Raw genomic sequence first — 19,019 nt, forward strand, 5'->3', positions numbered from 1 at the left:
AAGCGCCTCAGTGCGCTTTGGCCGTGCGGCCCAGGCGGGTGCGCAGCAGGCCGAGAATCATCGGGACCAGCGACAGCAGGATGATGCCCACTACCATCAGCGACAGGTGCTGCTTGATGAACGGCACGTTGCCGAAGAAGTACCCCAGCGTGACCAGGCCACCTACCCAGAGCAACGTACCGGCAATGCTGAAACCGAGAAAGCGCGGGTAGTGCATGCGGGCAATACCGGCCACGAACGGCGCGAACGTGCGCAGGATGGGCAGAAAACGCGCCATGGTGACCGTCTTGCCGCCGTGACGCTCGTAGAAGTCGTGAGTGCGCTGCAGGTAGTCGCGGCGGAAAATCTTCGAGTTCGGGTTGCTGAACAGGCGCTCGCCGGCCGTTCGCCCGATCACGTAGTTGGTGCTGTCGCCCAGGATGGCAGCGATCATGAGCAACCCGGCCAGCAGGACAGGGTCCATGCCGCCGCCGGCAGCGACTGCACCGGCGATGAACAGCAAGGAATCGCCTGGCAGGAAGGGCATCACCACCAGGCCGGTTTCGCAAAATATGACAGCAAACAAAATGGCATAGATCCAGGGCCCGTAATTGGTGACCAACAGATCAAGGTACGCATCGAGATGCAGGATGAGGTCCAGCGGGTTGAAATCCATGTACAGCACCTGTGGTCTGGGTCGAAGGCTCGGTTACCTGGAGGAGTGAAATTTCACACATGACAAGTGGGCCATTATACGGCGAAGTGAGGATCACGCCCGCACAGTTTGTAGCGAGGGATTACGGCAGTAGGAAGGCGTGAGCCGCGTTGTAGTAAGGCAGACAGACACTGAGGCCATGGGCATCGTTCATCGTCCACGTTCGACGCACGGAGGCTTCGACGAGCGTGTTCAGTCGCCCGTCTGTAGCGCGCAGCAGGGCAGCGGGGGCACCGCCATCCTCCTGCGCAGGTGCTCAGCCCTTGCCCAGCAGAAAATTACCTTTCTGGCTGGCCAGTTCGTCACTTTCCAGGCTGTGAACTTCAGCCTCATCCTTGAGGTTCACGCCTGACAGCTGGCGCCGACAGGCTTCACGCATCAGGTACAGCAGCCGATGCGCGGCCATGCCGTAGCTCAACCCCTCCAGGCGAACATTGGAAATGCAGTTGCGGTAGGCATCGGTCAGCCCGACCCTCGGGGCGTAGGTGAAGTAAAGCCCCAGGCTGTCCGGTGAACTGAGCCCTGGCCGCTCACCGATCAGCATCACGGTCATGCGAGCCCCGAGCAGCTCGCCGACCTCGTCTGCCACCGCCACGCGTCCTTGCTGAACCAAGGAGATGGGCGCGCAGGTCCAGCCTTCGGCATTGACCTGCTCCTCAAGGCGCGTCAGAAACGGGAGTGTATGACGGTGTACCGCCAAGGCAGACAGCCCGTCGGCAACCACGATTGCCAAGTCGACCCCGCCGGGGTTGGCCTGGGCATGCTGGCGCAAGGTGGCGACCGAATCCTCGTTCAGGCGCCGGCCCAGGTCGGGCCGCTGCAGGTATTGATGACGGTCGCTTGCGGCGCTGTGCAACACGAGGCTGTCGCGCCCGCGTTGATCGAGCTGTGCGGTCAGCTCAGCCACGTCGAATGGAAGGTGCACGGCGTCCCGAGCCTGGGCATGGGCGAACTGGAAATCCAGTTGCGCACTGGTCGGAAGGCTGGTGCCCACGCGCCCCAAGGCGATACGCGCGGGGGTGAGGTTGCGCAGGGCCAGCCAAGGGTTTTCGGGGGTGGGGGTGCGGTTGTCCATGATCGGCGATTCCTATGCAAGCTGTGCCAAGGCCTGCCGGAAGGCTGGCGGCAGGTTGTCACCAAAGCGTATCCGGCCGTCGGCCTGGGTGAAGATGCCGGTCCGTGCCAGCCATGCTTCGAACTCAGGCCCAGGCTTGAGGCCCAGGGTTTGGCGGGCATACAGGGCGTCATGGAACGACGTGGTCTGGTAGTTGAGCATGATGTCATCCGAGCCGGGAATGCCCATGATGAAGTTGATCCCGGCGACCCCCAGCAGCGTCAGCAGCGTGTCCATGTCGTCCTGATCGGCTTCGGCGTGGTTGGTGTAGCAGATGTCGCAGCCCATCGGCACGCCCAGCAACTTGCCGCAGAAGTGGTCTTCAAGGCCCGCGCGAATGATCTGCTTGCCGTTGTAGAGGTACTCCGGGCCAATGAAACCGACCACGGTATTGACCAGAAACGGCTTGAAGTGGCGGGCGACGGCATAGGCGCGGGTTTCGCACGTCTGCTGGTCGACACCATGGTGGGCATTGGCCGACAGCGCACTGCCTTGGCCGGTTTCGAAATACATCAGGTTCTGCCCCAGAGTACCGCGCTTGAGCGACAGCCCTGCTTCATACCCTTCCTGCAACACGTTCAGGTTGATGCCAAACCCTGCATTGGCCGCCTCGGTGCCGGCGATGGACTGGAAGACCAGGTCCAGTGGCACGCCCCGGTTGACCGCCTCGATCGAGGTGGTGACATGGGTGAGCACGCAGGACTGGGTCGGAATGTCGTAGCGCTGGATGATGGCATCGAGCATTTCCAGCAGCGCGCAGATGGAGGCGGTGCTGTCCGTGGCCGGGTTGATGCCGATCATGGCATCGCCATTGCCGTACAGCAGGCCGTCGAGAATGCTCGCCGCGATACCGGCCGGTTCGTCGGTAGGGTGGTTGGGCTGCAGTCGCGTCGACAAGCGCCCGCGCAGGCCCATGGTGCCGCGAAACTGGGTGACGACACGGATCTTCTGGGCCACCAGCACCAGGTCCTGGACGCGCATGATCTTCGATACGGCGGCGGCCATTTCCGGCGTCAGGCCCGGCGCCAATGCGCGCAGGCTGTTTTCGTCGGCCTGCTCGCTCAACAGCCAGTCACGCAAGCCGCCCACGGTCAGGTGGCTGACCGGTGCGAACGCCTGTGCATCGTGAGTATCGATGATCAAGCGGGTGACTTCGTCGTCTTCGTAGGGGATCAGCGCTTCGCTCAGAAAATGCGAGAGCGGAATGTTGGCCAATGCCATTTGCGCAGCCACACGCTCGCCATCGCTTGAAGCCGCGACCTCGGCGAGGTAGTCGCCGGAGCGTGCCGGGCTGGCCTTGGCCATCACTTCCCTGAGGCTGTCGAAGCGATAGACCAGGTTGCCTACGGTGTGTACGAAACTTGCCATGCAGATTCTCCAAAGCCGCGGGGCGCCCCGCGGCGAGTGTCGTCGATCAGTGCAAGGCCTCTTCGGCCTTCTGGATCGCGGCGAATTCCTCTTCTGGCGTGCCCGCTACCAAGTGGTGACGGCTGTAGAACGCAAAGTACGCAATCAGCACCGCATAGATCACGGCAGCGCCAATCACCACGCGCGGGTCGACCAGGAAGCCGGCGACCACGGCGATGCAGGCCAGCACCAGGGCCAGGCCCGAGGTGAAGATGCCGCCTGGGGTGCGGTAAGGGCGCTCCATTTTCGGGCGACGGATGCGCAAGGTGATGTGCGCCGCCATCATCAGTACATAAGACAAGGTAGCCCCGAACACGGCAACCAGGATGAGCAAGTCGCCTTGACCTGTCAGCGACAGGGCAAAACCGATGATGCCTGGGATCACCAACGCCATGACCGGTGCCTTGCTCTTGTTGGTCTCGGACAGTTTGCGCGGCAGGTAACCGGCTCGCGACAGCGCGAAGATCTGGCGCGAGTAGGCATAGATGATCGAGAAGAAGCTGGCGATCAGGCCTGCCAGGCCCACCAGGTTGACGAAGCTGCCCATCCAGGTGGAACCGCCGTAAGCCTTGGCCAGCGCCTCGACCAGCGGATTGCCGGAGGCCTTGAGTGCTTCGGAGCCTGCGCCGCCGGGGCCGACGATCAGGATCAGCAGGGCGAACGCCACCAGCACCAGCATCGCGCCAATCAGGCCGCGTGGCAGGTCGCGCTTGGGGTTCTTGGTTTCTTCGGCAGCCAGTGGCACGCCCTCGACCGCCAGGAAGAACCAGATCGCGTAGGGAATGGCTGCCCACACGCCTACATAGCCAAACGGCAGGAAGCTGCTGGCCCCTGCGGCATCGGTGACGGCGATGTCGAACAGGTTGGCTGCATCAAAATGGGGCACCATGGCCACTAGGAACACGGCCAGTGCAACGGCGGCGATGGCGGTGATGATGAACATCAGCTTGAGCGCCTCGCCCACGCCAAAGATGTGGATGCCGATGAACACCACGTAGAACGCCAGGTAGATCATCCAGCCGCCGATGCCGAACAACGACTGGCAATAGGCGCCGATGAAGGTGGCAATGGCCGCCGGCGCGATGGCGTACTCGATCAGGATGGCGGTGCCGGTCAGGAACCCGCCCCAGGGCCCGAAGGCGCTGCGGGCGAACCCGTAGCCACCGCCGGCAGTAGGGATCATCGACGACAGTTCGGCCAGGGAGAAGCACATGCACAGGTACATGGTGGCCATCAGCAGGGTTGCGAGGAACATGCCGCCCCAGCCGCCCTGGGCCAGGCCGAAGTTCCAGCCGGCGTAGTCGCCGGAGATGACGTAGGCAACGCCTAGGCCGACCAGAAGCACCCAGCCGGCGGCGCCTTTCTTGAGTTCACGCTGTTGGAAATAGTCGGAACCGACTTTCTCGAAATCTACGGAAGAGCCTGCCGGGCTACCGGCTGGTTGTTCGCTTGGCATGGTTTCACCTGTTCTTTTTCTTGGTGGCCGGAAGGGGTTCGGGCCGATGGTGATCTGTACTGCAGGAAGCGAGCCAGAGCGGTTGGTGCATGACAACCGCCCTGAACAGAGGGCCAGTCAACGCCGGCCTTTGCACCGTAACCGGTGGAAAGACCGGCGCAGGGCTTAGAAGAAGCCCAGTGGGTTAATGTCGTAGCTCACCAGCAGGTTCTTGGTCTGCTGGTAGTGATCGAGCATCATCTTGTGGGTCTCACGGCCAACACCGGACTTTTTGTAACCCCCGAAGGCCGCATGCGCCGGATACAGGTGGTAGCAGTTGGTCCACACACGCCCGGCCTTGATGCCGCGGCCCATGCGGTAGGCACGGTTGATGTCGCGGGTCCAGACCCCGGCGCCCAGGCCGAACTCGGTATCGTTGGCAATGGCCAGGGCTTCGGCCTCGTCCTTGAAGGTGGTGACGCTCACCACCGGGCCGAAGATTTCCTCCTGGAACACGCGCATCTTGTTGTTGCCCTTGAGCAGGGTCGGCTGGATGTAGTAACCGGTGGCCAGCGCGCCTTCGAGTTTCTCGACCTTGCCCCCGGTCAGCAGCTCGGCGCCTTCCTGCTGGGCGATCTCGAGGTAAGACAAGATCTTCTCGAACTGCTGTTGCGAGGCCTGTGCACCGACCATGGTGTCGGTGTCCAGCGGGTCGCCGCGCTTGATCTGCAGCACCTTCTTCATCACCACTTCCATGAACTGCGGGTAGATCGACTCCTGGACCAGGGCTCGGGATGGGCAGGTGCACACCTCGCCCTGGTTGAAAAATGCCAGGACCATGCCTTCGGCAGCCTTGTCGATGAAGCTCGGTTCGGCCTGCATGATGTCTTCGAAGTACACGTTCGGCGATTTACCGCCCAGTTCCACCGTCGACGGGATGATGTTCTCGGCCGCGCACTTCATGATGTGCGAGCCCACGGGCGTGGAGCCTGTGAAGGCAATCTTGGCGATGCGCTTGCTGGTGGCCAGCGCCTCGCCCGCTTCACGGCCATAGCCTTGCACCACGTTCAGCACGCCCTTGGGCAGCAGGTCGCCGATCAGCTCCACCAGCACGGTAATGCCCAGTGGCGTCTGTTCGGCGGGCTTGAGCACCACGCAGTTGCCTGCTGCCAGCGCCGGCGCGAGTTTCCAGGCGGCCATCAGGATCGGGAAGTTCCACGGGATGATCTGACCGACCACCCCCAGCGGCTCATGGATATGGTAGGCCACGGTGCTTTCGTTGATTTCCGCAGCGCCGCCTTCCTGGGCGCGGATGCATCCGGCGAAGTAGCGGAAGTGGTCGACGGCCAGCGGGATGTCGGCATTGAGGGTTTCCCGCACGGGTTTGCCGTTGTCCCAGGTTTCGGTGATGGCCAGCACTTCGAGGTTCTGCTCGATACGGTCGGCGATGCGCAGCAACACGTTGGAGCGGTCCTGGACGGACGTGCGGCCCCAGGCATCGACAGCGGCGTGGGCAGCGTCCAGGGCCTTGTCGATGTCTTCGGCGGTGGAACGGGGGAATTCGGCAATCGGCTGCCCGTCCACGGGCGATGTGTTGGTGAAGTACTCACCCTTTACCGGAGGAACGAACTCACCACCGATGTAGTTGCCGTAGCGGCTTTTGAAGGAAACCTTCGCGCCTTCGGTACCGGGATGTGCATAACGCATGGTGTGTCTCCTGGCTATTGTGTTTGTGTGGAGTGCAAAGCGTAGAGCAAAGGTTGGGCCATCGTTTTGCGCTTCAATGAAATCAAGCAGTTGGCGCCGCACAGCGCCCACTGGCCACCCGCGATGTGCCGTGTTCGATACAGGCTTGGGTGACACTGTGTACCGCCGATGACACGCCTTGTGGCGGGTGCATTGCAAACCGGCCTGCTGTGGAGGATGCTGGCTTTAGCCTCTATCTGCGGAGAACCACAATAATGCAGAGCAATCCATTTACCCGGCATGCCAGGCAAGTGCATACGGTCGCCCATGGCGGCGGTGTCGAAGGCGGCAGCGACCCGTCCATTGCCCGCTCCTGGCTGCGCTGCCTGGAGGACTATCATCTGGATCCCGCGCTGGCCGAAGCCCCGGTGGTCCTCGAGCATGGCCGCCTGCTGGAAAGCCGCGAACGCATGCGCCAGGTGCTGCAAATCGCCGATCAGGAAATGAACAGCCTGCACCAGCAGCTTTCCGGTGCCGGCCATGCGGTGCTGCTCACCGATGCCCGTGGTGTGATCCTCAATTGCGTCACCGCTCCTACCGAGCGGCGCAGCTTCGAGCAGGCCGGGCTGTGGCTGGGCGCTGACTGGAGCGAGGCGCGAGAGGGCACCAACGGCATCGGCACCTGCCTGGTCGAACGCCAGGCGTTGACCATTCACCAGCACGAACACTTTCGTGGGCGGCATACGGGGCTGACCTGTTCGGCCAGCCCGGTGTTCGACCCTCACGGGCACTTGCTGGCCGTGCTGGATGTGTCTTCAGCGCGGCCCGACGTCTCGCGCCAAAGCGAATTCCACACCATGGCCATGGTGACCCTGTCGGCCAAGATGATCGAAAGCTGCTATTTCATGCGCCAGTTCGAGCACCACTGGCTGCTGCGTTTTCACCTGCAGGCCGAGTCGGTCGGGCTGTTCAGCGAGGGGCTGCTGGCAGTCGACGGCGATGGCCGTATCTGCGCGGCCAACCAGAGTGCGCTGAACCTGCTGGGCCGCGTGCGAGCCGGCGTGGAAGGGCAGACCCTGGAGCAGTTTTTCGCCTGCACCCATGACGAGCTGTTCAGCCGTGCCATGCCCGATGGCAGCGCAGCCTGGCCGCTGCTGACCCTGGACGGGCGGCAGGTGTTCGCCAGCCTGCGTGGCCAGGCACGTACGCCGGTCTGGACCGTGCCCGCCGGGCATGCGCGCCGCGTCGTGCGGCAGCCTGCGCAGGTCTGCCTGCTGGACCCGGCACTGCAACACGATTTTCGCCGCAGTGTGCGGGTGTTCGAGCGCAATGTACCGCTGCTGCTGAGTGGAGAGACGGGCTGCGGCAAGGAAGCCTTCGCCCAGGCCGTGCATCAGGCCAGCGAACGCCGGGACAAGCCCTTCGTGGCCATCAACTGTGCATCCATCCCCGAAAGCCTGATCGAAAGCGAGTTGTTCGGCTATCGGGCCGGCAGCTTCACCGGGGCGCGCAAGGAAGGCATGCGCGGCAAGCTGCTGCAGGCCGACGGCGGCACCTTGCTGCTCGACGAGATCGGCGACATGCCCTTGGATCTGCAAACGCGGCTGCTGCGCGTGCTCGAAGAGCGGCAGGTGGTGCCAATCGGCGGCGAGCCGCAGGCTGTGGATGTACGCATCATCAGTGCCACCCACCGGGACCTGTTGCAACGAGTGGCCCAGGGTACGTTCCGTGAAGATCTTTACTACCGCCTCAATGGGCTCGAAGTCGCATTGCCTGCCGTGCGCGAGCGCAGCGACAAAGCGCAGTTGCTGGACGTGCTGCTGCGCCAGGAAACCCAGGGCCAGCTGATCGAGCTCGAACCCAAGGCGCGTCAGGCACTGCTGGACTACCCCTGGCCTGGTAACGTGCGGCAGATGCGCAACGTGCTGCGCACCCTGGCAGCCTTGTGCGACGAGGGTCGCGTCACGCTGGCAGACTTGCCTGCCGTGGTGCGCACGGCGCGTCGGCAAGACGCCGCGGCCGTGGCCATGTCGGGCTTGCCGAATGAGGGTTCATCGGTACCTGGGAACAAGACCACATTGGAGGCGGCCGAACGCCATGCGCTGCTGGCCGTTCTCGAGGCCCGGCATTGGCAGCTTACTCGGGTAGCTGAGCATCTGGGCATCAGCCGTAACACGCTGTATCGCAAACTGCGCAAGCATGGCATCAGTCGGCCCTTGTAACGAAACAGCGGGTGCGATTTGTCGCGCCCTGGGCTACCCTGCCTCGAAGTTTTGCGAGGTCGACCATGCACATTCACATTCTCGGTATTTGCGGCACTTTCATGGGCTCGCTGGCGGTGCTGGCCAAGGAACTTGGCCACCGCGTCACCGGATCTGACGCCAACGTCTATCCGCCGATGAGCACCCAGCTCCAGGCCCAGGGCATCGAGCTGACTCAGGGATATGACCCTGCCCAGCTGGAGCCGGCTCCCGATCTGGTCGTCATTGGCAACGCCATGTCCCGTGGCAACCCGGCGGTGGAGCATGTGCTCAACAAAGGCCTGCCTTATGTGTCGGGCCCGCAGTGGTTGGCCGACCATGTGCTGCAGGGTCGCTGGGTGTTGGCAGTCGCCGGTACCCACGGCAAAACCACCACCAGCAGCATGCTGGCCTGGGTGCTCGAGCATGCCGGCATGAGCCCTGGGTTCCTGATCGGTGGGGTGCCGCAGAATTTCTCCGTATCGGCGCGGCTGGGTGATACGCCGTTCTTCGTGGTCGAAGCGGACGAGTACGACAGCGCCTTCTTCGACAAGCGCTCGAAGTTCGTGCATTACCATCCGCGCACGGCAATCCTGAACAACCTGGAATTCGACCACGCGGACATTTTTCCTGACCTTGCCGCCATCGAGCGTCAATTCCATCACTTGGTGCGCACCATCCCCAGCGAAGGGCTGGTGATCCATCCCACGTCCGAACACGCGCTGGCCCGGGTCATCGAGATGGGCTGCTGGACGCCCGTGCAGACCACCGGTGACGGCGGTCAGTGGCAGGCACGCCTGCTCAGCCCGGACGGATCGCGTTTCGAGGTGCTGTTCGACGGGCACGTGCAAGGCGTGGTGGAGTGGGCCCTGACCGGTCAGCACAACGTGGCCAACGCCTTGGCGACCCTGGCGGCCGCTCGTCACGTTGGCGTGGCACCGGCGATGGGCATCGAGGGCCTCAGTGCGTTCAAGAGCGTCAAGCGGCGCATGGAAAAGGTCGCCGAAGTGCAAGGCGTGACCATCTTTGATGATTTCGCCCATCACCCCACGGCCATCGCCACCACCCTGGACGGCCTGCGCAAGCGCGTGGGTGATGCATCGGTGATCGCCGTCATCGAGCCGCGCTCCAATTCGATGAAACTGGGCGCGCACCGCGATGGCCTGCCTGAAAGCGTCAACGATGCTGACCAGGTGATCTGGTATGCCCCGGCCAACCTGGGTTGGGACCTGGCAGCCACGGCCGCGCAATGCAAAGTCCCCAGCGTAGTGGCCGACAGCCTCGAGGCGATCATTGAGCAGGTCAAGCGCCAGGCGCGACCCGGTACCCAGGTGGTGATCATGAGCAACGGCGGCTTTGGCGGCCTGCACGGCAAGCTGGCCGAGGCGCTCAAGTGAACGGGCCGCAACGCATTACCCTGGCGATGACCGGGGCGTCGGGTGCGCAGTACGGCCTGCGCCTGCTCGATTGCCTGGTGCGCGAAGATCGGGAGGTGCACTTTCTGATTTCCAAGGCGGCACAGCTGGTCATGGCGACCGAAACCGACGTCCTGCTGCCTGCCAAGCCGCAGGCGATGCAGGCGTTTCTGACCGAGTACACCGGGGCTGCCGACGGGCAAATTCGGGTGTACGGCAAGGAAGACTGGATGTCGCCCGTGGCCTCGGGTTCCGGCGCACCGGCGGCCATGGTCGTGGTGCCATGTTCCACCGGCACGCTGTCGGCGATCGCCACCGGTGCGTGCAACAACCTGATCGAGCGGGCTGCCGATGTCACCCTCAAGGAGCGTCGACAGTTGATCCTAGTGCCTCGTGAGGCGCCGTTTTCTACCATTCACCTCGAGAATATGCTCAAGCTGTCGCAGATGGGTGCGGTCATGCTACCAGCCTCGCCTGGCTTCTATCATCAGCCACAGACCATCGACGATCTGGTCGACTTCGTGGTGGCGCGCATCCTCAACTTGCTGAACATCCCTCAGGACATGCTGCCGCGTTGGGGTGAACATCACTATGGGGTGGATGATTGAAAAGAGGGCTGGCCGGGACGTTGGCTGTGTTGATGCTCGGTGGCTGCGCCACGGTACGCACCCTGGATGGCACCAAGCCAGGGGCGCCCGTGGTCTATGCAGGCACCCGGCTGGATTGGTATGCGATCAGCGGTGGCTGTTGCCCCCAGGCCCGCTTCGGCGTTGAGGCGCCTCGGTTCGCCTCCCTCGATCTGCCGGCGAGTTTTCTGCTCGATACCTTGTTACTGCCGTTGACCCTGCCAGCTGCAGCCGGCATCTACTATCACGGCAGCGGCGGCTTCTGAGTGCTGCACCTAGCCGCTTGCGAGCAGGCAGCGGCTCAGTTTTTCCCCAACTTGCGCAACTCGTCCGACTCCACGATCCGGATACCGTCCTCTTCCTCCAGCGCCAGGCGCCACAGCGCTCGCGCCAGGGTGCAGGCCTCTATGCCCCGGTACTTGCCAGGAATCAGCTTGGAAAAGGGAGCGGCCAGGGTTTCAGTGAGCCTTGGCTCGGTGCGTTCCCCGAGCAACAGCGACGGGCGGACGATGGTCAGCTGAGGCCAGTCCTGGGCTTTGAGGGCTTCTTCCATCTCACCTTTGACGCGGTTGTAGAAGATCGAGGAAGTCGGGTCGGCACCCACGGCACTGATTACCAGCAAGTGCCTGGCCCCCATCTCACGGGCCCGCTTGCTGAAGGCCACCACCATGTCCAGGTCCACGGCCTTGAATGCAGACTCCGAGCCTGCCTGCTTCAATGTCGTGCCCAGGCAGCAGTAGGCAATGTCCACGCGGCCCTCCAGCTGGGGTAAAAAGACAGCCGGATCGCCCACGGGGTTTTCCAAGTGTGGATGTTCTGCCAAAGGCCGGCGTGTAGGCGCCAGCACCCGGGTGATGGTGGGCTCGTTGAGCAGGCGGTCGAGCAGGTGCTCGCCAGTCAGGCCGGTCGCTCCGGCAAGCAGGACATGCTGAGGCGTCAAGTACATGATGTCTCTCCCTTGTTACACACAAGCTTAGTAGGTGCGCGGCGTTTTCGCCTGTGCCCCCACCGCGGCCTGTGTCGTATTGCGCAAGGCCTCTTCGGCTTGATGCCGGCGTAGGCGCTGCCAGTGCTCCAGTACGTTTGGCGGTGCCCACAGCTGCGGCTCGGACGCTTCGAAGCCTTCGTTTCGTTCACGTTCGGCAACGCGGGTGCGCGCCAGTTCAAACGCCTGTTTCAGATCGTCCGTCTGGTTCAGCGCCTGCGCGAAAAGGGCATCGCCAAAATAGGTGAAGTCGGCTTCTTCCGAGCAACCGAAGGAAACCCGGTCGGCTCGGGCTGCTGTCATCAGAAGTGTGCGCGAGTCCTTCAGGGCATCGATGTAACCACCGGAATAACACGCGGAAATGACGATGACCTTGTCACGATTTTTCAAGGGGGCCAGTGCATCGGCCAACTCGTCGGCGGAAATATCGGCCAGTTGCAGGCGTGGTTGATCGAGGACCAGTTGGTGGTCCTGACTGCCGTGGCTGGTGAGGTAGATAAACAGCAGGTCTTCCGGGCCGCTGCGCTCGGCCAGGGTGCTGGCTGCGCGGGTGATGCTCTGCCGCGTGGCCATGGGGCGCGTCGCCATGAAGTCGCGATGGTTGACCAGCGTCACCTGCCCTATGGCACCAAAGCGTACTTTCAGCAGGTTGCTCACGTAATCGGCTTCGCGCAGAAAAACGCTCTGCTGCCCGTCGCCACCCACCACCAGGCTGTACAGCTCGACCGCCGGCTGGGACCGGGGCACGGCGGCCAAGGCTTCCTTCAGCAAGCGCCCTTGATTGAGCAGTGCCATGTCGAGCGGGTCCGGCAGCAAGGTGCCGTGTTCATCGCGGACCCGAACGCCATTGGCCCAGATACCGGCTTGTACCTTGCCGTCAGCCAGCGTCAGGCGCCCCTGCCCGTGGTAGGCATCATCGAGCATGTGGCCCACATATTGACTGCCATCTGCCAGTTGCAGGCTGCCCTGGCCCGACATGCGCCAGTCGAGGAAGGTGCCTTTGTAATGGCTGCCATCGCTGCCCAGCATTTCACCCTCGCCGCTGAGCGAACCGTCCTTGAACTGACCGATCCACACGTCGCCTTCGGCGTTTTCATAGCGCCCGCGGCCTTCGAGGCGGTTGTCCTTGAACTCGCCGATGTACTGCTCGCCTTCGACGCTGTCGTAGGTGCCAGTGCCTTGCAATTGGCCATCCACGAACCTGCCGCTGAACTGATTACCGCTGGCGTCGCTGCGCACGCCGGCGCCGTTGGGCTTGCCCTTGGCGAACAGGCCCCGGTAGCGACTGCCGTCGGCCAGCTCCAGTTCGCCTGCGCCGTCGTAGAGGTCGTCCTTGAACTGCCCGCGGTAGGTTTGCCCGGTCTGCTTGAGGGTGCCTTCGCCATCGCGCCTGCCATGGCGGAAGGTACCCGCATAGTGGCTACCCGGAGTGGTCAGGTCGCCAAGCCCTTCGAACAGGCCAGCGGCGAACTGGCCGCGGTAGACTTCGCCGTTCTGCCCATGCCATTCCCCCTGACCGTGCCACAAGCCGTCCTTGAAGCCGCCGGCATACCAGCTGCCATTGGGGTAATCGATACGGCCTTGGCCCTGCAGCAAGCCGTCGACCACCTGGCCACGGTAGCGGCCGCCGTCCGGCAGGCGTGCATCGGGTGGGCTCAGGGATTCGCCATCCCCACAGGCAGCGAGCAACAGGAGCAGGGTCAGGGGAAGCAGTGGACGCATGGCGAGGACCGGGCAGTGAGTGCGCCGATTATGACTCAGATCGGGCGCCTGAAACAGCGAGTGGTGCGGGCGGGGCGAGGGGGCTTTGCGCCACGTTTGCAAGCTGTGGGGGCCTTGGGTAGAAGTGGCCTTGCCGGGGCGCCGGACCGGCAAGGCCGCTCTAGAGGGAGCTTCGATACCGTGCGCCTAGCGACCCAATCCCGGCGACACAATGATCTTCACGTTTTCCTCCTTGTTGTTCACCAGTTCCTCGAACCCCAGCTCGACGATTTGCTCCAGCCCGATGCGGCCGGTCACCAGCGGGCGTATGTCCAGCCGACCATCGGCGATGAAGGCGATCACGTCGGCGAACTCGCCGTTGTAGGCCAGGGCGCCGATCACCTGCTTCTCGGTGGACACCAGTTCGAAGAAGTTGAATTCGCTCGGCTCTTCGAAAATCCCCACCATCACACACTTGCCGGCCTTGCGAAGGGTGTCGATGGCCAGCTTGGCCGTGTGCTTGTTGCCAATGCACTCGAAGCTCACGTCAGCCCCCAGCCCGGCGGTGAGCACGCGAATCTCGGCCAACACATCGCACTGGTTAGGGTCCAGGACCACGCTGGCGCCCACTTCCAATGCCTTGGCCTTGCGCGCCGAAGACATTTCCAAGGCGATCACCCGCGCCGCGCCTGCCGCCTTGGCGCACATGATGGTGCACAGCCCGATGGTACCGGCGCCCACCACCACCACGGTCTGGCCCAGCAGGCTGCCCGCTTTTTTCACCGCGTGCATGCCGACCGCCAGCGGTTCGATCAGCGCCCCTGCCTCCGCTGGAAAACCGGGCGGCAGCCGGTAGAGCAGATTGGCCGGCACATTGACCCGCTCGGCGAAGGCGCCATTGTTCATCAGCCCTGTGAACGCCAGTCGCTCACAGATGTTGTACATCCCATGGGTACAGTAATAACAGGTCCCGCAGTGCTGGCAGGCGTCCGCCGCCACCGGATCGCCCACCGCATAGCCCTCGACCCCTGCGCCGAGCTTGGCGATCCGGCCGCAGAACTCGTGGCCAAGGATGCACTGGCCCTGAATACCGGTAAGAGGATGTGGCGCGTCTACCGGGATGAAGACCGGCCCGGCCACGTATTCGTGCAGGTCCGAGCCGCAGATGCCGCACCAGTCCACCTGGATCTGCACCCACCCAGGTGCAGGATCGGCCGGCAGAGGCACCTGCTCGACGCGGATGTCGTTGCGCCCGTGCCAGACCGCCGCGCGCATGTGTGGGTTGCTCAAGTCGTTCATAGGAATCTCCAGAAGCCAGGAAGGGTCAATGGCTGCGCAGGAAAGCGAGCAGGTGCTGGTTGACCGCGTCGGCGGCCTCCATCTGCACCATGTGGCCAGCGTCCGGCATGACCACCACCTGGGCTTCCAGGCCCTGGGCGTGACTGGCCGGAATGATCGCGTCCTTGCCGCCCCAGATGACCAGGGCGGGGTGCTGGCCCAGGACGCCGCGCAGGTCGTGGCGTTGCCGATCGCCCTCGGCCAGGGCCGAGGCCAGCACCTGCAGCGCCTGGTCTACGCCCTCAAGACGCTTGAACTTGAGCATGTCTTCGAGCAGCTGCCGCGTGACCAAGGCTGGATCGGCGAACAGTTGCACCATCTGCGGCTTGAGGGCGTTGCGGCTACTTGCCGCGACGAACCCTTGCAGGTATTGCCCATTGATCGCCTCGCCCAGACCCGCGCTGGCGATCAGGCCGAGGCTGGCCACCCGGTGCGGTGCCAGGCGCGCAAGGCCCAGGCAAACCGCGCCGCCCATGGAGTGGCCGACCAGGTGCGCCCGGGGAAGGTCCAGGTGATCGAGCAGGGCCAGCACCGTTTCGCTCAGTTCCTCCAGGTCACCGCGCTGCAAGGCTTTCGCCGACTCGCCATGGCCCGGCAAGTCGAGGGCGATCACGCGTCGCTCGGTGGCCAGGGCAGGGTGGTTGAACAGCCAGTTGTTGAGGTCGCCGCCAAAGCCATGTACCAGCACCAAGGGCGTCCCGCCTTCGCCCAGTTCGAACCAACGCAACAAGCGACCCTTCACCTCGGCTTTCTGGGGCGCCGGGCCTTGGGCCTGGTCGGTACTACCTTCGGCCACGAACTCGGCCTGGAAGCGCTGTACCACAGCGTCGATGTCGGCGTCGTCGGCTTCGCCTTCAACCACCACGGCCAACAGCGCACCTACAGGCAGGGTCTCATCCGGCCTGGCCACCAGGCGGCGCAGCACGCCACTGAACGGCGCCTCGACGCTGCTGCTGATCTTGTCCGTCTCCACGTCCAGCACTTCGTCGCCCTTGGTGATGACGTCGCCTTCCTGTTTGAGCCAGGTGTCTACCCGGCCTTCGGTCATCGACAAGCCCCATTTGGGCATGGTCAGGGTATGGATCTGGCTCATGCGGCGCTCCTTGTAGCGTCGAGGACGGTGCGCACGGCTGCTTCGATTTTGGCAGCGTCGGGGATGTACAGGTCTTCCAGGGCGTCGGAAAACGGAACGGGCGTGTGCGGCGCCGTCACCATTTCGATGGGCCCTTTCAGCGCGCCGAATGCCTTCTGCGCAACCAGGGCGCTGATGTCCGTGGCCATCGAACAACGGGGGTTGGCCTCGTCGATCACCACCAGGCGCCCGGTCTTCTCGACACTATCAAGGATGCTGTCTTCATCCAGTGGACTGGTGGTGCGCAGGTCCAGGACTTCGCAGTCGATGCCCTGGCGGGCCAGGTTGTTGGCGGCTTCCATGGCCACATGCACCATGCGGCCATACGTCACCAAGGTGACATCGCTGCCATCGCGCAGGTAGTTGGCTTCGCCGAACGGCACCGTGTACACCTCTTCCGGTACGTCGCCCTGCATGCTGTACAGCAGCTTGTGCTCGCAGAAGATCACCGGGTCGTTGTCGCGGATGGCCTGGATCAGCAGGCCCTTGGCGTCATACGGTGAGGACGGGCACACCACCTTCAGGCCTGGGATATGCGTCCACAGCGAGGTGAGCATTTGCGAATGCTGGGCCGCGGCGCGCAGCCCGGCACCGTACATGGTGCGCATGACCAGCGGCGTCACGGCCTTACCGCCGAACATGTAGCGAAACTTGGCCGCCTGGTTGAGGATCTGGTCCAGGCAGCAGCCGGCGAAGTCGACGAACATTAGTTCGCAGACCGGGCGCAAGCCCTGGGTGGCCGCACCAACGGCAGCGCCTACGTAGCCGATCTCCGAGAGGGGCGCATCCAGCACGCGGCCTGGAAACTGGTGGTACAAGCCCTTGGTCACGCCCAGCACGCCACCCCAGGCATCGTCTTCGCCTGGCGCGCCTGCACCGCCGGCCACATCTTCGCCAATGATGAACACGGTATCGTCACGACGCATCTCCTGAGCCAGGGCTTCGTTGATGGCCTGCTGGTAACTGATCTTTCTTGCCATGGTGGTTCTCCTGTTGTTCTTGTTCTGAGCGGCTCAGGGATAGGCGACGTAGACGTCGGTGAGCAGGTCGGCAGGTTGTGGCTTGGGGTCGGACTTGGCGCGTTGCACGGCGTCCTCGATCAGGTCCTCGACGCGGGCGTCGATGCTGTCCAGCTGCCCTGCTTCGAGCAGCCCCGCGCGCACGGTCTTGTCGCGGAACTGCAGCAGGCAGTCACGGGTTTCGCGCAAGTTCTTCACTTCATCGGGCGCGCGGTAGGTTTGCGCATCGCCTTCGAAGTGACCGTAGTAGCGGCTGAGCTTGACCTCGATCAGCGACGGCCCCTGGCCGGAGCGTGCACGCTCGATGGCGGCACCGGCGGCTTCGTGAACCGCGAAGAAATCGAAACCGTCGATGGTGACCCCTGGCATGCCGAAGCCGGCGGCGCGGTCGGCTATGTGATCGCAGGCCACTGACCAGTTGGACGCCGTGGCTTCGGCATAACCATTGTTCTCGGCGACGAAGATGCACGGCAGGTTCATGATCGCGGCCATGTTCATGGCTTCGAACACCGCGCCTTCATTGGAGGCGCCATCTCCGAAGAAGACCACGGACACATCGTCGCGGCCCTTGAGCTTGGCTGCCAGCGCAGCGCCCACCACCAACGGTGCGCCGGCGCCGACGATACCGTTGGCGCCGAGCATGCCCTTGCCCAGGTCGGCAATGTGCATCGAGCCGCCCTTGCCGCCGCAGACTCCGGTCTTTTTGCCGTAGATCTCGGCCATCATGCCGTACACATCCACGCCTTTGGCGATGCAGTGGCCATGGCCGCGATGGTTGGAGGCGATGCAGTCGCTGTCGCGCAGGTGGGCCATCACCCCCGCCGCGCTGGCCTCTTCACCCGCGTAAAGGTGGACGAAGCCGGGTATTTCGCCTGTGGCGAACTCGACGTGCAGGCGTTCTTCGAAGGCACGAATGGTGCGCATCACTTCATAGGCATGCAGCAGTTGTGCAGAACTCGGTTGATTGGACATCTTGTTGTTCTCCGGGGTTGTCTCAACGGGTCGCGGGGTGCAGCGGGTGGCCCAGGGGTACAGCCAGCAGACGATGCTGGGCGGCATGCGTGAGCACCGCCTGCACGTCCACACTCAAAGGGCCCAGGTGATCGAGGGTGATGGTGGGGGTGTCATGGGCGCAGAATTCGATTTCCCGCTCGCCGTCCAGCGCCAAGGTGCCCTGGACGAGGACCGGGCGGTACGGCGCGTCAGGCGCCATGTAGCCCGAGGCAGTAATGCCGCAGGCTTGCAGCACGCCGGGTGCCACGGGGGCCAGCAGCGCCTGCCCGGCGTTTTCGCCAAGGCGCACCCAGGCGCCGTGAGGCGCTTGCCGCGAGACCGGGCTCCACAGGCCGCACAGTGCCGACAAGCCGATAGCGTGGGGCTCGGCAAAGCAGGCGAAGATTTCGCTCAGGTCCTCGCTGCGGCTCAGGGCCCGCGCACCGATGAAACGTTGAGGCGATACCGCGACCTCCACCAGCGCCCATTCGCTCAGTTGCTGTTGGGGCACCCTGACCAGCAAGCGTTTGTTGCGGCGCAGGCCGATGGAGGTTGGCACCTTGCCGCTGACCACCAGGCCGCCTGCAAGGCCCGCACTGGTGGCTTCGCGCAGCTCCGGGAAGGCGTTGTTGGTGCCGGTGGACAAGGTCAGCAAGGGTACGTCGCCAGCTTCTGCCGCGACGGCCTTGTGCGTACCGTCGCCCCCCAGCACAGCGATCATCGACACCCCCCGCGCCACCATGTTGCGCGTGGCAAGCCGTGTGTCGCTGACGGTCTGGGTCAGCGGCAGGTCGAGTATCTCGAGGGCAGGCCAGTGTTGATCGCACGCCATCGGCCCGGCGCAGGCTTTGACCACGGCGGCGGCGATGCCAGTCATGTCGCTGGGCATCAGCACGTGGCCGACACCTGTTGCGCCGAATGCGGCGAGCAGGCGCGCGATGGCAGCGGCTTTGTCAGTGCTGGAGTACAAGCCGGCAGTGGCTGTCAGGCGACGCAGGTCTCGGCCTGAAGCAGGGTTGGCAATGATGCCGACCAGTGGGGCGGGTAGCGGCATGGCGCACCTCGTGTTCTTGTTTGCAAGGACAAGAGCAAGCGCGGTGCCAGCTTTGAATGAAATCCCGCAAAGGCCCGCAGCAGAGGCCTGGGATCGTCTTGCCTGCTGCCAGGCGGGTCGCCGTGCTGAGACGCCAGGTGCCGCTCTGGGCGTTGTGCGGCGAGACGCTGAGACGCTGCG

The 19,019-nt window shown here is 63.9% G+C and carries 16 protein-coding genes; 4 read left to right on the top strand and 12 right to left on the bottom strand.

Going from position 1 to position 19,019, the window contains the following annotated elements; translation table 11 throughout:
* Nucleotides 1-7 precede the first annotated feature (7 nt).
* The 5 genes from FH041_RS20230 to FH041_RS20250 all read right to left on the bottom strand — a co-directional run bounded on the left by FH041_RS20230 (nt 8) and on the right by FH041_RS20250 (nt 6,357).
* Nucleotides 8-655, bottom strand: a complete 648-nt coding sequence (locus FH041_RS20230) for a DedA family protein (RefSeq protein WP_023535016.1) — start codon at nt 653-655, stop codon at nt 8-10.
* 295 nt (nt 656-950) lie between these two features.
* Nucleotides 951-1,769 carry an ethanolamine ammonia-lyase subunit EutC gene (gene eutC, locus FH041_RS20235; RefSeq protein WP_027915146.1) on the bottom strand — a complete coding sequence of 273 codons (819 nt, stop codon included), beginning with the start codon at nt 1,767-1,769 and terminating at the stop codon, nt 951-953.
* Between the two features lie 12 nt (nt 1,770-1,781).
* The gene (locus FH041_RS20240; protein ID WP_027915147.1) at nt 1,782-3,176 is read right to left on the bottom strand and encodes an ethanolamine ammonia-lyase subunit EutB; all 1,395 of its coding nucleotides are present in this window, start codon (nt 3,174-3,176) and stop codon (nt 1,782-1,784) included.
* A gap of 46 nt (nt 3,177-3,222) precedes the next feature.
* The gene (eat, locus tag FH041_RS20245) at nt 3,223-4,671 is read right to left on the bottom strand and encodes an ethanolamine permease (protein ID WP_027915148.1); all 1,449 of its coding nucleotides are present in this window, start codon (nt 4,669-4,671) and stop codon (nt 3,223-3,225) included.
* A gap of 165 nt (nt 4,672-4,836) precedes the next feature.
* A complete protein-coding gene (locus tag FH041_RS20250; RefSeq protein ID WP_140174986.1) occupies nt 4,837-6,357 on the bottom strand; it encodes an aldehyde dehydrogenase family protein in 1,521 nt (506 codons plus the stop codon).
* A gap of 254 nt (nt 6,358-6,611) precedes the next feature.
* Here FH041_RS20250 and FH041_RS20255 point away from each other — a divergent pair, with 254 nt between their 5' ends.
* The 4 genes from FH041_RS20255 to FH041_RS20270 all read left to right on the top strand — a co-directional run bounded on the left by FH041_RS20255 (nt 6,612) and on the right by FH041_RS20270 (nt 10,883).
* Nucleotides 6,612-8,558, top strand: coding sequence for a sigma-54-dependent Fis family transcriptional regulator (locus tag FH041_RS20255; RefSeq protein ID WP_027915150.1), 1,947 nt, complete (start codon nt 6,612-6,614; stop codon nt 8,556-8,558).
* Between the two features lie 65 nt (nt 8,559-8,623).
* A complete protein-coding gene (mpl, locus tag FH041_RS20260) occupies nt 8,624-9,973 on the top strand; it encodes a UDP-N-acetylmuramate:L-alanyl-gamma-D-glutamyl-meso-diaminopimelate ligase (RefSeq protein ID WP_059183607.1) in 1,350 nt (449 codons plus the stop codon).
* Nucleotides 9,970-10,599, top strand: a complete 630-nt coding sequence (gene ubiX / locus FH041_RS20265) for a flavin prenyltransferase UbiX (protein ID WP_027915152.1) — start codon at nt 9,970-9,972, stop codon at nt 10,597-10,599. The genes mpl and ubiX overlap by 4 nt, the downstream gene beginning before the upstream one ends.
* Nucleotides 10,596-10,883, top strand: a complete 288-nt coding sequence (locus FH041_RS20270) for a YceK/YidQ family lipoprotein (RefSeq protein ID WP_027915153.1) — start codon at nt 10,596-10,598, stop codon at nt 10,881-10,883. The genes ubiX and FH041_RS20270 overlap by 4 nt, the downstream gene beginning before the upstream one ends.
* Nucleotides 10,884-10,918: 35 nt before the next feature.
* Here the strand turns inward: FH041_RS20270 and FH041_RS20275 are convergent, their stop codons facing one another.
* From FH041_RS20275 to FH041_RS20305, 7 genes are all read right to left on the bottom strand, one after another.
* The gene (locus tag FH041_RS20275; protein WP_023534952.1) at nt 10,919-11,563 is read right to left on the bottom strand and encodes an oxidoreductase; all 645 of its coding nucleotides are present in this window, start codon (nt 11,561-11,563) and stop codon (nt 10,919-10,921) included.
* Between the two features lie 27 nt (nt 11,564-11,590).
* Nucleotides 11,591-13,324, bottom strand: coding sequence for a C13 family peptidase (locus FH041_RS20280; RefSeq protein WP_140174988.1), 1,734 nt, complete (start codon nt 13,322-13,324; stop codon nt 11,591-11,593).
* A gap of 186 nt (nt 13,325-13,510) precedes the next feature.
* Nucleotides 13,511-14,578, bottom strand: coding sequence for a 2,3-butanediol dehydrogenase (locus FH041_RS20285; protein WP_023534966.1), 1,068 nt, complete (start codon nt 14,576-14,578; stop codon nt 13,511-13,513).
* A gap of 49 nt (nt 14,579-14,627) precedes the next feature.
* Nucleotides 14,628-15,734 carry an acetoin dehydrogenase dihydrolipoyllysine-residue acetyltransferase subunit gene (locus FH041_RS20290; RefSeq protein WP_028687650.1) on the bottom strand — a complete coding sequence of 369 codons (1,107 nt, stop codon included), beginning with the start codon at nt 15,732-15,734 and terminating at the stop codon, nt 14,628-14,630.
* Nucleotides 15,731-16,753: an alpha-ketoacid dehydrogenase subunit beta gene (locus tag FH041_RS20295; protein ID WP_059183610.1), complete on the bottom strand. Its 1,023-nt coding sequence runs from the start codon at nt 16,751-16,753 to the stop codon at nt 15,731-15,733. Before FH041_RS20295 ends, FH041_RS20290 begins: the two co-directional genes overlap by 4 nt.
* Nucleotides 16,754-16,786: 33 nt before the next feature.
* A complete protein-coding gene (locus FH041_RS20300; protein WP_023534974.1) occupies nt 16,787-17,764 on the bottom strand; it encodes a thiamine pyrophosphate-dependent dehydrogenase E1 component subunit alpha in 978 nt (325 codons plus the stop codon).
* Between the two features lie 22 nt (nt 17,765-17,786).
* Nucleotides 17,787-18,839, bottom strand: coding sequence for an NAD(+)/NADH kinase (locus FH041_RS20305; RefSeq protein ID WP_140174990.1), 1,053 nt, complete (start codon nt 18,837-18,839; stop codon nt 17,787-17,789).
* Nucleotides 18,840-19,019 lie beyond the last annotated feature (180 nt).

It is taken from the genome of Pseudomonas sp. SWI7 (genome assembly GCF_006351945.1).
Taxonomy (GTDB): domain Bacteria; phylum Pseudomonadota; class Gammaproteobacteria; order Pseudomonadales; family Pseudomonadaceae; genus Aquipseudomonas; species Aquipseudomonas fulva.